General features: G+C 69.2%; 15 protein-coding genes. 10 read left to right on the top strand and 5 right to left on the bottom strand.

The features are described 5' to 3' along the window. Positions 1 to 24: 24 nt before the first annotated feature. Entirely contained in the window at positions 25 to 612 is a 588-nt protein-coding gene (locus tag nbrcactino_RS11075; protein WP_161927398.1) for an amino-acid N-acetyltransferase, read from the bottom strand. An 84-nt stretch (positions 613 to 696) separates the two neighbouring features. On the opposite strand from nbrcactino_RS11075, the gene pgsA reads away from it, so the two are divergent. From pgsA to nbrcactino_RS11035, 8 genes are all read left to right on the top strand, one after another. Then, a complete protein-coding gene (gene pgsA, locus nbrcactino_RS11070) occupies positions 697 to 1,335 on the top strand; it encodes a CDP-diacylglycerol--glycerol-3-phosphate 3-phosphatidyltransferase (protein WP_161927397.1) in 639 nt (212 codons plus the stop codon). After that, positions 1,328 to 1,834, top strand: coding sequence for a CinA family protein (locus nbrcactino_RS11065; protein ID WP_161927396.1), 507 nt, complete (start codon positions 1,328 to 1,330; stop codon positions 1,832 to 1,834). The genes pgsA and nbrcactino_RS11065 overlap by 8 nt, the downstream gene beginning before the upstream one ends. 45 nt (positions 1,835 to 1,879) lie before the next feature. Further along, a complete protein-coding gene (locus nbrcactino_RS11060; protein ID WP_161927395.1) occupies positions 1,880 to 2,203 on the top strand; it encodes a helix-turn-helix domain-containing protein in 324 nt (107 codons plus the stop codon). Positions 2,204 to 2,279: 76 nt separating this feature from the next. Next, entirely contained in the window at positions 2,280 to 3,071 is a 792-nt protein-coding gene (locus tag nbrcactino_RS11055) for a PspA/IM30 family protein (RefSeq protein WP_161927394.1), read from the top strand. An 8-nt stretch (positions 3,072 to 3,079) separates the two neighbouring features. Next, a complete protein-coding gene (locus nbrcactino_RS11050) occupies positions 3,080 to 4,267 on the top strand; it encodes a glycosyltransferase (protein ID WP_161927393.1) in 1,188 nt (395 codons plus the stop codon). A gap of 10 nt (positions 4,268 to 4,277) precedes the next feature. Next, positions 4,278 to 4,472, top strand: a complete 195-nt coding sequence (locus nbrcactino_RS11045) for a DUF3046 domain-containing protein (protein ID WP_161927392.1) — start codon at positions 4,278 to 4,280, stop codon at positions 4,470 to 4,472. Positions 4,473 to 4,670: 198 nt separating this feature from the next. Continuing rightward, positions 4,671 to 5,726 carry a recombinase RecA gene (gene recA / locus nbrcactino_RS11040; protein ID WP_161927391.1) on the top strand — a complete coding sequence of 352 codons (1,056 nt, stop codon included), beginning with the start codon at positions 4,671 to 4,673 and terminating at the stop codon, positions 5,724 to 5,726. Between the two features lie 9 nt (positions 5,727 to 5,735). After that, positions 5,736 to 6,287: a regulatory protein RecX gene (locus tag nbrcactino_RS11035; protein ID WP_161927390.1), complete on the top strand. Its 552-nt coding sequence runs from the start codon at positions 5,736 to 5,738 to the stop codon at positions 6,285 to 6,287. A 9-nt stretch (positions 6,288 to 6,296) separates the two neighbouring features. Here the strand turns inward: nbrcactino_RS11035 and nbrcactino_RS11030 are convergent, their stop codons facing one another. From nbrcactino_RS11030 to nbrcactino_RS11015, 4 genes are read right to left on the bottom strand one after another with little or no spacing between them, the layout of a single operon-like run. Continuing rightward, positions 6,297 to 7,169 carry an amino acid ABC transporter permease gene (locus nbrcactino_RS11030; RefSeq protein WP_161927389.1) on the bottom strand — a complete coding sequence of 291 codons (873 nt, stop codon included), beginning with the start codon at positions 7,167 to 7,169 and terminating at the stop codon, positions 6,297 to 6,299. After that, the gene (locus tag nbrcactino_RS11025) at positions 7,166 to 7,849 is read right to left on the bottom strand and encodes an amino acid ABC transporter permease (protein WP_161927388.1); all 684 of its coding nucleotides are present in this window, start codon (positions 7,847 to 7,849) and stop codon (positions 7,166 to 7,168) included. The genes nbrcactino_RS11030 and nbrcactino_RS11025 overlap by 4 nt, the downstream gene beginning before the upstream one ends. Further along, positions 7,846 to 8,853 (bottom strand): transporter substrate-binding domain-containing protein, encoded by a 1,008-nt coding sequence (locus nbrcactino_RS11020; protein ID WP_161927387.1) that lies wholly within the window; start codon positions 8,851 to 8,853, stop codon positions 7,846 to 7,848. The genes nbrcactino_RS11025 and nbrcactino_RS11020 overlap by 4 nt, the downstream gene beginning before the upstream one ends. Beyond that, on the bottom strand, positions 8,853 to 9,581 hold the full coding sequence (locus nbrcactino_RS11015) for an amino acid ABC transporter ATP-binding protein (protein ID WP_186343373.1): 729 nt from the start codon (positions 9,579 to 9,581) through the stop codon (positions 8,853 to 8,855). The genes nbrcactino_RS11020 and nbrcactino_RS11015 overlap by 1 nt, the downstream gene beginning before the upstream one ends. Before the next feature lie 192 nt (positions 9,582 to 9,773). Between nbrcactino_RS11015 and miaB the strand changes: the two genes are divergently transcribed. Both miaB and nbrcactino_RS11005 read left to right on the top strand, forming a co-directional pair. Continuing rightward, positions 9,774 to 11,321, top strand: coding sequence for a tRNA (N6-isopentenyl adenosine(37)-C2)-methylthiotransferase MiaB (miaB, locus tag nbrcactino_RS11010; protein WP_371864570.1), 1,548 nt, complete (start codon positions 9,774 to 9,776; stop codon positions 11,319 to 11,321). After that, positions 11,321 to 11,965, top strand: a complete 645-nt coding sequence (locus tag nbrcactino_RS11005; protein WP_161927385.1) for an Rv2732c family membrane protein — start codon at positions 11,321 to 11,323, stop codon at positions 11,963 to 11,965. The genes miaB and nbrcactino_RS11005 overlap by 1 nt, the downstream gene beginning before the upstream one ends. Positions 11,966 to 11,978: the final 13 nt, after the last annotated feature.

Here is an 11,978-nt window from a genome sequence, read left to right as displayed (position 1 = left end):
GATCGACGCGGGTGCGTCAGGCCGTCAAGACGGCGGCAAGTCGTGGCGCTCGTCGAGGACGGCGAGCATCCGGGTGTTGCCCAGGGTGTTGGGCTTGACGTAGGAGAGGTCGAGGAACTCCGCCACACCGGTGTCGTAGGACCGGCACATCTCGTCGTACACCTCGCGGGTCACCGGGGTGCCCTCGATCTCGCTGAAACCGTGGCGGCTGAAGAACTCCGTCTCGAAGGTGAGCACGAAGACGTGGTGCAGTTCGAGCAGTCGCGCCTGGGCCATGAGCCGCGCGACGATCAGGTGGCCCACGCCGTGACCGGAGTACGCCGGGTCGACCGCGACGGTGCGGACCTCGCCGAGGTCGGACCACAGCACGTGCAGTGCACCGCACCCGACGACGGTCGGGCCGGTCGACTCCGCGTCGTCGGCGGACTCGGGCAGTTCGGCCACCCAGAACTCCTGGACCGCCTCGTAGAGCGTGACCAGGTTCTTCTCCAGCAGGATCTTTCCCGCGTAGACGTCGATCAGCCGCTTGATCTGCGGTACGTCCGACGTCCGGGCGCGTCGCACGACCGGAACGGGTCGGTCGGGGCGCGCCGTGGTCGAAGAACCGGTCATGGATGAACAGCGTAGCGGCGGTGGGCGCGGCGCATCCAACGCCCGGACGCGAGGAATGGCGACCGGCCCGGCTAGGCTTAAGCGGTGGAGACTTGCGAGGACGGCTCGGCGGCCCAGGAGCGCGCGCCGCGGGCAGCGTCCGCGGCGGCCGGGCACGCGCCGTCGGTGTGGAATATCGCGAACCTTCTGACCGTGCTCCGGTTGCTGCTGGTGCCGGTGTTCGTCGTGGTCCTGTTCGTCGAGCACGGCGAATCGACCCTCTGGCGGTGGGTGGCGTTCCTGGTCTTCGTCGGCGCGGCGATCACCGACCAGGTGGACGGCCGGTTGGCCCGCAGGTACGACCTGGTGACCGACTTCGGCAAGATCGCCGACCCGATCGCGGACAAGGCACTCATCGGCGCGGCCCTCGTCGGGCTGTCGATGCTGGAGGTCTTGCCGTGGTGGGTGACCATCGTCATCATCGTCCGCGAGGTGGGGGTGACCCTGTTGCGGTTCTGGGTGTTGCGCCACGGCGTCATCCCGGCCAGCCGCGGCGGCAAACTCAAGACCATGCTGCAGGCGATCGCGATCGGGTTGTATTTGATCCCGCTGCCGTCGCCGTGGGTCTGGTCGGCCCACATCGTGATGGCCGCGGCCGTGGTGGTGACCGTGGTGACCGGCGTCGACTACGTCTACCAGGCGCTGAACCTGCGCCGTCGGGCCACCGCGGCGGCCGATGACTGATCCACTCGTCGACGGCAGCTCGGCGCGCGAGCTCATTGCGGCACTGGTCGAGCGCGGCCAGACGGTCGCGGTGTCCGAGTCGTTGACCGCGGGTCTGCTCGGCGCGGCGCTGGCCGGGGTCCCCGGGGCCAGTGCGGCCCTGCGCGGCGGCGTCATCGTCTACGCCACCGACCTCAAGGCCACGTTCGGCGGGGTGAACCCGCAGACCTTGGCGGCCGACGGGCCGGTGGCGGCCAGCACGGCCGGCCAGCTGGCCCTGGCGGTCGCGCGGAATGCCGACGCCGATTGGGGTGTTTCCCTCACCGGGGTCGCCGGTCCCGACTCGCAGGACGGGCACGCCCCGGGCACGGTCTTCTGCGGCGTCGCGCGGCGGCGGGTCATCTCCGACGAGATCTCGACGCACGCATGGCAGCTGAGCGGCGATCGGTGGGAAATTCGACTAACCTCGGCGAAGCGGGCGATACAGGAACTGTTGACCGCGATCCGTGCGCATGCGTGACGACCCAGACGCGTGACGACCCGGACGTGTGACGAAGGAGGCGTGATGGCGGAGCAAAACGTGCTTCTACGAGAGGTGCTGGGCGCCGGCCTGCGCCAGGCCCGCACCGGCCAGCAACGGACGCTGCGTGAGATCTCAACGGCGGCCCGGGTCTCGCTCGGCTACCTGTCGGAGGTCGAGCGCGGTCAGAAGGAGGCGTCGAGCGAGCTGCTCGCCGCCATCTGCGACGCGCTGGACATCGAACTCGCCGACCTCCTCATCGACGCCGGAACGGCGCTGCGCCCGGAGGCGCCCGTCGCCGTCCCCGTCGTCGTTGCCCCCGCCGACCAACGGGAGACCGCGCATTCCGACCGGCTCGCTGCCGCGTAGCGGTTCACACGTTAGATTTGACTCATCCGCGCACGCCGAGCGCCGCGCGGTCGCACCTCGAGACGAAAGAGAAACGATGGCCAACCCGTTCGTGAAGCTGTGGAACTACCTGAGGGCTTGGGGCAACGCCACGATCGACGAGAAGGCGGATCCCAAGATCCAGATCCAGCAGGCCATCGAGGACGCCCAGCGCCAACACCAGGCGCTGTCGCAGCAGGCCGCCGCGGTGATCGGCAACCAGCGCCAGCTCGAGATGAAGCTCAACCGGCAACTCGAGGACGTCGAGCGGTTGCAGGCCAACGTCAAGCAGGCGCTGACGCTGTCCGACCAGGCCACCGCCGCCGGTGACACCGCCAAGGCCACCGAGTACACCAACGCGGCTGAGGCCTTCGCCGCGCAGTTGGTCACCGCGGAGCAGTCCGTGGAAGACCTCAAGACGCTGCACGACCAGTCGCTGCATGCCGCGGCCGAGGCGAAGACCGCCGTGGAGCGCAACGCGATGGTGTTGCAGCAGAAGCTGGCCGAACGGTCCAAGCTGCTCACCCAGCTGGAGCAGGCCAAGATGCAGGAGCAGGTCAGCGCCTCGTTGCAGCAGATGAGCGAGCTGACCGTGCCGGGCAACACCCCGAGCCTGGACCAGGTGCGCGAGAAGATCGAGCAGCGCTACGCCAACGCGCTCGGTTCGGCGGAACTGGCCCGCAACTCGGTGTCGGGCCGGATGGCCGAGGTGGAGGCTTCGAGCACCCAATTGGCCGGCCACGCGCGACTGGAACAGATCCGGGCCAGCATGGGCGAGCTGCCCAAGGGAGAGTCCGCCTCGGCACCGTCGCTGGAGAAGAAGCCGCAGGCCAAGCCCGCGCAGGACTGACCACCCCGGTGCGGGTGGCCCTCGTGGTCGGCGACGAGGCCGGTCACGCCTTCCCGGCATTCGGCCTGGCCGGCCGGCTCGTCGAGGCGGGCCATCAGGCGACCGTCTTCACCGGCAAACGGTGGGCGCACGTCGACCTCGGCTCCGCGTCGAGCGCCGAACTCCCCGGCTTGGCGGCCGCGGACGACGATGACGACGACGACGCCGGCGCGAAACTCAGCACCCGGGCCGCCCGAATGGCGGTCCTGCTCGAACCGCACCTCGCCACGCGATACGACGTCGTCGTCAGCGACGTGATCACCCGGGCCGGGGGCTGGGCCGCCGAACTGGCCGGTCTGCCCTGGTGCGAGCTGTCGCCGCATCCGCTCTACGAACAGTCGCGCGGCCTGCCGCCGATCGGGATGGGGCTGGCCGCGGGGCGCGGCACGCTCGGGCGGTGGCGCGATCGGGCGCTGCGCGCGATGAGTGCGCGGGCCGTCGCGGCCGGCGAGCGCCAGCGCGACGAGGCGCGGGCGGCGATCGGACTGCTCGGCCCGCCCCGGCCGACGGCCAAGCTGATTGCAACGTGGCCGGCGTTGGAGGTGTACCGGCCCGATTGGCCGGCGCAGGCCCATCTGATCGGTCCGCTGCTGTGGGAGCCGACGCAGACGCGGTTCGACGTCCCGCAGACCGATGACCCGCTCGTCGTCGTCGCCCCGTCGACCGCGGCGACCGGCCAGGGGTCACTGGCCGACGCGGCTTTGCGGGCCTTGGGCGCAGACTCCCTCGGCCGCCGGGTCCGGGTGGTCCTCTCCGGCCTGGGCGTGCCCACCGCGGCGCAGTGCCGGCAGGGTGCGGGTGCGGGGATCGCCGAGCTGGTCACGGGTACCGGGCGCCAGGACGAGGTCTTGACGGGCGCGGCGGTCGCGGTATGCGGCGCCGGGCACGGGATGCTCGCCAAGGCGCTGGGGGCGGGTGTGCCGGTCGTGATGGTCCCCGGTGGCGGCGACCAACGGGAACTGGCCGCCCGGGTCGCCCGGCTGGGGGCCGGGATCGACGTCGGCGCACCGGATCCCGCCGCGATTGCCGCAGCCGTGCGCCGGGTACTGGGAGAAGGGGATTTTGCCGCCGCGGCACGCCGGGTCGCCGAATCCGGGGCGCGCACCGTGGACCCGGTGGCGGTGGTGGCCCGCGCCGCGGTCGGCGGGGTGTCGTAGGGTCGGCGGTATGCGCCTGACGGACTTCACCGAGCTCATGAACGAGCAGTTTGGCGAGCAGACCGCCGCATCGATGCTGGTCGACCACGTATTGGTCGATCTCGGTGGGCGGACCGGGGCGCAAGCCATCGAGGAGGGGGTCGACCCCCGTGACGTCTGGCGGGCGATGTGCCGCGACTTTGACGTCCCCCGCGCCAACTGGTGAGAATCCCCGCGGCGTGTCGGTGGCGAACAGACGTTCGATTCGCGTGTAATCTCGGGGGTGGAACCGAACACCGCCCACCGCGCGTCCAAGTGGTCGAGGGGTCATGTCAGACCCCGCAGATACCGTGACGCACGACCAACACGACAACCCCACAGACCACCGGCAAGGGCATCGGCCCGCGGGACACAAGGAGACATCATGGCCGCCGCTTCGCAAGATCGTGAGAAGGCACTCGACCTGGCACTGGCCCAGATCGACAAGAACTTTGGCAAGGGCTCGGTCATGCGGCTGGGCGAGGAGACCCGGCAGCCCATCGAGGTCATCCCCACCGGCTCGGTGGCACTGGACATCGCACTGGGTATCGGCGGTCTGCCGCGCGGCCGCGTGGTGGAGATCTACGGTCCGGAGTCGTCGGGCAAGACCACCGTCGCCCTGCACGCGGTGGCCAACGCGCAGGCCCAGGGCGGGATTGCAGCGTTCATCGACGCCGAGCACGCCCTGGACCCGGATTACGCGGCGAAGCTGGGCGTCGACACCGACGCCCTCCTGGTGTCCCAACCCGATACCGGGGAGCAGGCACTGGAGATCGCCGACATGCTGATCCGCTCGGGGGCGCTCGACATCCTGGTGATCGACTCGGTGGCGGCACTGGTGCCGCGCGCGGAGATCGAGGGCGAGATGGGCGACAGCCACGTCGGCCTGCAGGCCCGGCTGATGAGTCAGGCGCTGCGCAAGATGACGTCGGCGCTGAGCAACTCCAACACCACCGCGATCTTCATCAACCAGCTCCGCGAGAAGATCGGCGTCATGTTCGGCTCGCCGGAGACGACGACCGGCGGCAAGGCGCTGAAGTTCTACTCGTCGGTGCGGTTGGACGTGCGCCGGATCGAGACCCTGAAGGACGGGACCGACGCGGTCGGCAACCGGACCCGCGTGAAGGTCGTGAAGAACAAGGTGGCCCCGCCGTTCAAGCAGGCCGAGTTCGACATCCTCTACGGTCAGGGGATCTCGCGCGAGGGTTCGTTGATCGACCTCGGTGTCAACGAGGGCTTCATCCGCAAGTCGGGTTCGTGGTTCACCTATGAGGGCGACCAGCTGGGGCAGGGCAAGGAGAACGCCCGCAACTTCCTCAAGGAGAACCCGGACATCGCCGACGAGATCGAGAAGAAGATCAAGGACAAGCTCGGTGTCGGGGTCGCGGCCGGCGAGGAGCTCGATCCGGACGCGATGGCTCCGGTGCCCGTCGAGTTCTAAGGGCAGCCGGTGTCGTCGGAGGACGAAGCCCCCGGAACCCGCGCGGATCGGTCCGCCGGCGACCCCGAATCGGGGCGGCGGGCGTCCGCGTGGGATGCCGCACTGCGGCTGCTGGGCGTTCGGGCCCGCAGCCGCAGTGAGATGCTCGACCGGTTGACCCGCCGTGGCTTCAGTGCCGACGAGGTCGAGGCGGTCATGGCTCGGCTGGACAAACACGCCCTCCTCGACGACGAGGCATTCGCCCGCGAGTGGGTTCATTCCCGGGGGGAGTACTCCCGTCGGGGGAGTGTCGGGTTGCGACACGAGCTGCGGGCCAAGGGGATTGACGAGGCGGTGGTCGCGGCGGTGCTCACCGACGTCGATCCCGACGACGAGTACCGCCGGGCGCGGGAACTGGTCGAGCGCAAACTCGCCACCAGTACCGCGGATCTGTCCGAGCGCACCGTTCGGGACTCGCTGATGCGCCGGTTGAGCGGCATGCTGATCCGGCGGGGGTTCCCCCAGGGCATCGCCTACGACGTGGTGCGCGAACAACTCCGCGAGCACTCGCAGCGCGGCTGAGCCGGCGGACTAATCGGCTGCTTCCACCGCATCGAGTTCGACCGCGGCCACGGCGCCGCGTTTGCCGCGGCCGCTGCGGAGTCGCCGTTCGAGACGGGTGGCCAGCGCGGTGAGCGAGAAGTTGATCGCGATCATCACGAGGGCGACGACGATCAGCGCGGGGAGGTAGTTCCCGTAGAAGGACGCGGACATGATGCCGGACCGGACGACCTCGACGTAGCCGATGATGTAGCCGAGCGCGCTGTCCTTGAGGGCGATCACCATCTGGGAGACGAGCGCCGGCAGCATCGCGGTGATCGCCTGGGGGAGTAGCACGATGCGCATCAGCTGCGATTTCCGCAGGCCCAGCGCGACGCCCGCCTCTGCTTGGCCTCGCGGCAACGAGTTGATCCCGGATCGGAGGATCTCGGCGATCACCGTCCCGTTGTACAGCGTGAGACCGGTGACGACGGCGGCGAAGGCCAACCGGGAGGGCGGCACGAGCCCGTACTGCGCGTAGAGGTAGTAGGTGAACAAGATGAGGAGCAGGACCGGGATCGCGCGGAAGCCCTCGGTGAACGCCCCGCAGAACAGCCGCACGGCGCGGTGGTCGGACATCCGCCCGATGCCCAGCAGTGCCCCGAGCACGAGCGCGGCCGCGATCGAGACGGCGGCCGCGGTGATCGTCCCCCACAGTCCGGGCAGGATGTAGGTCGTCCAGGTCGACGCCGTGATGAATGGGCGCCACATGGCGCCGGCGAGTTGGCCGCGGTCGGCGAGGCGGGCCACGACCCAGGCGGCGACGAGGGCCATCACCAGGAGGAAGGCGACGGCGATCACGGCGTTGCGGACCCGTGCCCGCGGCCCCGGTGCGTCGTAGAGGACGGTCGCCTGCGCGCTCATCGTTTCACCGCGAATCGGTTGGCCAACCAGCCGAAGACAAAGCCCTCGGTCAGGGTGATGATCATGAACCCGACGGCGATGATGGCGAAGATCGCGAGGACGAGGTTCGCATGGTTCTCGATCTGGGTCTTCATGAGTAGCGCGGCTTCACTGACGCCGATGACCGAGGCGATGGTGGTGTTCTTGGTGAGTGCGATGAGGACGCTGCCCATCGGGAGGATCACCGAACGCATCGCCTGGGGCAACACGATGCCGCCGAACACCTGGGTGAAGCCGAGGCCCAGCGAGCGGGCCGCCTCCGCCTGGCCGATCGGCACGGTGTTGAACCCGGCGCGCAGCGTTTCGCTGACGAAGGTGGCCGTGTAGAGCACGAAGGCGAGCACGGCGAGTCGGAAATTGTTGTCCGCCACGAAATGTGGGCCGTGCGGGGCGAGCGCGACACCGAGGTTCGTGTAGAGGCCCAGCGAACAGAACAGCACGATCAGCGTCAGCGGGGTGTTGCGGACGATGGTGATGTATCCGGTGGCGAACCAGCGCATCACCGGCACGGGGGACACCCGCATGCCGGCCAGGATCACCCCCCACACCAGGGCGCCCACCGCCGAGAGCACGGTCAGTTTCAGGGTCATGGCGAAGGCGGGCCACAACACCGGGGCCATATCCGCCCACAGCGCGCTCACCGCTTCATCCCCGGCGGGCACGGAGTCGAGGTGGACTCGAGGAACGACAGGTCGCCGGGAGCGGGGAGGAACCCGAAGCGCGATCCGGGGGCGGCGGCCCGCGCGGCCATGGCATCGACCATCTCGTTGCCGACGGCCGAGCGCAGTGCTTCCTCCCAGGCCGAGGGCCGGCCGGGGCGCGGCGCGATCATGGCGCGCAGCGCCTCGTTGACGGCGTCCACCGACTGCGGTTGGCCCTTGGCCAGCCCGATCCCGTACCGCTCGGTGGAGAACGGGCGACCCTGGGGGATGAACTGCCCCTTGGGGCTGCAGGCGTCGCGGTCGTAGACCATCGACAGCACCCGCATGCCGTACTGGGGGAAGAAGTGGGCGTAGCCGGCCAGGATCACCTCGTCGGTGGTCAGGGCGTCGACTTTGTTGTTGCGCAGTGCCTCGACGCACGACGAGTAGGAGTCGAACTCTTGGAGTTGGACCCCGGGCAGCTCGCGTTTGACGTTCTGCGCCGGGGTCGACCCGGTCACCGAGCACAGGATGCGCTCGGGATTGTCGAGGTCGGCGAGGGCCTTCACCGCGGAGTTGCCGCCGCTTACCAGCAGTCCCTGGTAGTTGATCAGGTACGGCCCGGCGAAGTCGACCTTCGCCAGACGGCTGGTGGTGATCGAATAGGTTGCGGCGATCATGTCGACCTCGCCGTAGCTGATCAGCGCCTCGCGCTGCGCCGAGGGGGTCTCGCGCCAGGTGATGCGCGGGTGGGGGACGCGGAGGCGGTCGGCGATGTGGTTGACCACGAAGCGCGAGACCGAGGGATCGAAGCCGACGACGTCGTCGCGGGTCGGGTCGCGCAACCCCAGGCCCGGCTGGTCGAATTTGGCGCCGAGGATGACGTGGCCCGAGCGGATCGAGTCGAGCAGGTTGCGCGGGTTGCTCCCGCAGGCGGTGAGCACCCCGAGGCACGAGGCGAGGACGGCCAGGGCCACCAGGGTGCGTCGCAGTGCGCCGGCCATCAGTGGTCCAGGATCTTCGACAGGAAGTCGCGTGCGCGGTCGCTGTCGGGCGAGGTGAAGAAGGTGTCGGGATCGGCGTCTTCGACGATCGCGCCGTCGGCCATGAAGATCACGCGGTCGGCGGCTTTGCGCGCGAAGCCCATCTCATGGGTCACGACGACCATCGTCATGCCCTCGTGCGCGAGGGAGACCATGACGTCGAGGACCTCGTTCACCATCTCCGGATCGAGCGCCGACGTCGGCTCGTCGAACAACATGACCCGCGGCTCCATCGCCAGCGATCGGGCGATAGCCACGCGCTGCTGCTGGCCGCCCGACAGTTGGGCGGGGTACTTGTCGCGCTGTGCCGCGACCCCGACCCGCTCGAGCAGTTCCATCGCCTTCGCCTCGGCCTGCGCCTTCGACTTCTTGCGCACCTTGATCGGGGCGAGGGTCACGTTTTCCAGGATCGTCTTGTGGGCGAACAGGTTGAACGATTGGAAGACCATGCCCACCTCGGCACGCAACGCGGCGAGGTCGCGGCCCTCCTCGGGGAGGAGGTGCCCGTCGAGGTAGATCTCACCGCTGTCGATCGGCTCGAGGCGGTTGATCGTCCGGCAGAGGGTGGACTTGCCCGAGCCGGATGGACCCAGCAGCACGACGACCTGCCCGGCCGGGATGTCGAGGTTGATGTCGCGCAGCACGTGGAGGTCGCCGAAATGCTTGTCGACGTGCTGGAGGGAGACCATCGGCGGTGCGCTGGCGTTCCGAGAGGCCGCTGATGTCATAACCGATCACCTTAGTACCCGATCGGCGACACGGCAGTGCGTGTCGGGTTTGTCGACCGCACTATCCTTGGTGGAGTGAGTATCGAGAGTTCGCCGGTTGGTGGCGCCCCCGCCGGGCAGCCGCGCTATGAGGTGCGCACCTTCGGGTGTCAGATGAACGTGCACGACTCCGAGCGGATCTCCGGCCTCCTCGAGCAGGCCGGGTATGTGGCGGCCGCCGAGGGCGACGAGCCCGACCTGGTCGTGTTCAACACGTGCGCGGTGCGGGAGAACGCCGACAACAAGCTCTATGGGAACCTCTCCCATCTCGCGCCGGTGAAGCGGCGCAAGCCCGGGATGCAGATTGCCGTGGGCGGCTGCCTCGCCCAGAAGGACCGGTCGGCCGTGCTGGACCGGGCACCGTGGGTCGACGTGGTGTTTGGCACGCACAACATCGGGTCGCTGCCGGCGCTGCTGGACCGCGCCCGGCACAACGACGAGGCCCAGGTCGAGATCCTCGAGTCGCTGGACCGCTTCCCGTCGACGTTGCCGGCCCGTCGCGACTCGGCATATTCCGGATGGGTCTCGGTCTCGGTGGGCTGTAACAACACCTGCACGTTCTGCATCGTCCCGTCCCTGCGCGGCAAGGAGACCGACCGCCGGCCCGCCGACATCCTCGCCGAGGTGCAGGCGCTGGTCGACCAGGGCGTGTTGGAGGTGACCCTGCTCGGCCAGAACGTCAACGCCTACGGGATGTCCTTCGCCGACCCGGATCAGCCCCGCAACCGCGGCGCCTTCGCCGATCTGTTGCGCGCCTGCGGCACGATCGACGGGTTGGAACGGGTGCGGTTCACCTCGCCGCATCCGGCGGAGTTCACCGACGACGTCATCGAGGCGATGGCGCAGACCCCCAATGTCTGTCCCCAGCTGCACATGCCGTTGCAGTCGGGCTCGGATCGGGTGCTGCGGGCGATGCGGCGGTCCTACCGCCAGTCGAAGTACCTCGGGATCCTCGATCGGGTCCGGGCGGCGATGCCGCACGCGGCCATCACGACCGACATCATCGTCGGGTTCCCGGGTGAGACCGAGGAAGACTTCCAGGCGACGCTCGACGTCGTCGAGGCCGCTCGGTTCAGCTCGGCCTTCACGTTCCAGTACTCGCCCCGCCCGGGTACCCCGGCGGCCACGATGCCCGACCAGGTGCCGCCAGAGGTGGTCACCGAGCGCTACCAGCGGCTCGTCGCACTGCAGGAGAAGGTCTGCCTCGCCGAGAACGAGACGCTCGTCGGCACCGAGGTCGAGCTGCTCGTCACCGCGGACTCCAGCCGTAAGAGTGCCGAACACGACCGGTTGACCGGTCGGGCCCGCGACGGTCGTCTTGTCCACTTTGTGCCCGGCGCCGGGAACGCAGTGAGCGGGCCGATTCGACCCGGCGCCGGGAACGTAGTGAGCGGGCCGATTCGACCCGGCGCCGGGAACGCAGTGAGCGGGCCGATCAGACCCGGCGATGTGGTGACGACGACGATCACGGCGGCGGCGCCGCACCATCTCATGGCCGACGGGGGAGTGACCACGATCCGCCACACGCGGGCCGGGGATGCCCATGAGGCGAATCTGCGGCCGACCACGGCGTCGCCGGGGGTGGGTCTGGGTCTGCCGACCATCGGCGCCCGACCGTTGGAACCGGCGACCACCGGTTGTTCTTCGGGGAGTTGCAACTAATGACGGGATTTGACGTGACTGACGATTCGACGCCTGGGTTCGACCAGTTCAAGGACGATCTGCGCAAGGCGGAGCGCAAAGTGGCCGGGGAGATCGACCCAGGTGCCCGCGCCGTGGTGGTGGCCGTGGCCGTCTTGGTGGCGGCGGTGTCGCTGGCCTTGCCGCACACCGGATCGGTCAAGGGGTTCGACGTGTTGAGCTACACGGCGGGCGCGCAGGAGGCCGACGTCGCAATCACCTCGCGGATCTTCGTGTACATGGTGCTCATCTTCGGCGTGTTGGCCTCGACGTTGGCGTTGGTGACCCGCCGCTGGGTGCTGGCGTGGGTCGCCCTGTGCGGCTGCATGGTGTCGGTGGTGGCCGGAATGCTGGCCTGGTGGACGCGGACGACCCCGGGAGTGAACGCCCCGATGGGCCCGGACGGCAAACTCTTGGCCCCGACGGGCGGGATCGGCATCGGGCTCATCCTGGGGTTGGTGGCCATGGTGGTGCTGTCATTCCACTGGGCCCGCGTCGTGTGGTCGCGCAACGTCTACCAGTTGGCGCTGGAGGCGCAGCGGCGAGAGGCGGCGGCCGCCGAAGAGGACCGGATGCGCGATCTCACGCAGCGGCGCACCGACACCGACCGCTCCGACACCGACTAACCCCGCCGACTGG

This window comes from Gordonia crocea, assembly GCF_009932435.1.
GTDB lineage: Bacteria > Actinomycetota > Actinomycetes > Mycobacteriales > Mycobacteriaceae > Gordonia > Gordonia crocea.
The sequence above is the reverse complement of the archived record's forward strand: the minus strand, read 5'-3'. Positions and strand labels throughout refer to the sequence as shown.

Excerpts from the sequence above, each read along its gene's own strand:
- nbrcactino_RS11075 (WP_161927398.1), bottom strand. The coding sequence starts at position 612 with ATGACCGGTTCTTCGACCACGGCGCGCCCCGACCGACCCGTTCCGGTC.
- nbrcactino_RS11065 (WP_161927396.1), top strand. The coding sequence starts at position 1,328 with ATGACTGATCCACTCGTCGACGGCAGCTCGGCGCGCGAGCTCATTGCG.
- nbrcactino_RS11060 (WP_161927395.1), top strand. The coding sequence starts at position 1,880 with ATGGCGGAGCAAAACGTGCTTCTACGAGAGGTGCTGGGCGCCGGCCTG.
- nbrcactino_RS11055 (WP_161927394.1), top strand. The coding sequence starts at position 2,280 with ATGGCCAACCCGTTCGTGAAGCTGTGGAACTACCTGAGGGCTTGGGGC.
- nbrcactino_RS11045 (WP_161927392.1), top strand. The coding sequence starts at position 4,278 with ATGCGCCTGACGGACTTCACCGAGCTCATGAACGAGCAGTTTGGCGAG.
- recA (WP_161927391.1), top strand. The coding sequence starts at position 4,671 with ATGGCCGCCGCTTCGCAAGATCGTGAGAAGGCACTCGACCTGGCACTG.
- nbrcactino_RS11030 (WP_161927389.1), bottom strand. The coding sequence starts at position 7,169 with ATGAGCGCGCAGGCGACCGTCCTCTACGACGCACCGGGGCCGCGGGCA.
- nbrcactino_RS11020 (WP_161927387.1), bottom strand. The coding sequence starts at position 8,853 with ATGGCCGGCGCACTGCGACGCACCCTGGTGGCCCTGGCCGTCCTCGCC.
- nbrcactino_RS11015 (WP_186343373.1), bottom strand. The coding sequence starts at position 9,581 with ATGGTCTCCCTCCAGCACGTCGACAAGCATTTCGGCGACCTCCACGTG.
- miaB (WP_371864570.1), top strand. The coding sequence starts at position 9,774 with ATGAACGTGCACGACTCCGAGCGGATCTCCGGCCTCCTCGAGCAGGCC.
- nbrcactino_RS11005 (WP_161927385.1), top strand. The coding sequence starts at position 11,321 with ATGACGGGATTTGACGTGACTGACGATTCGACGCCTGGGTTCGACCAG.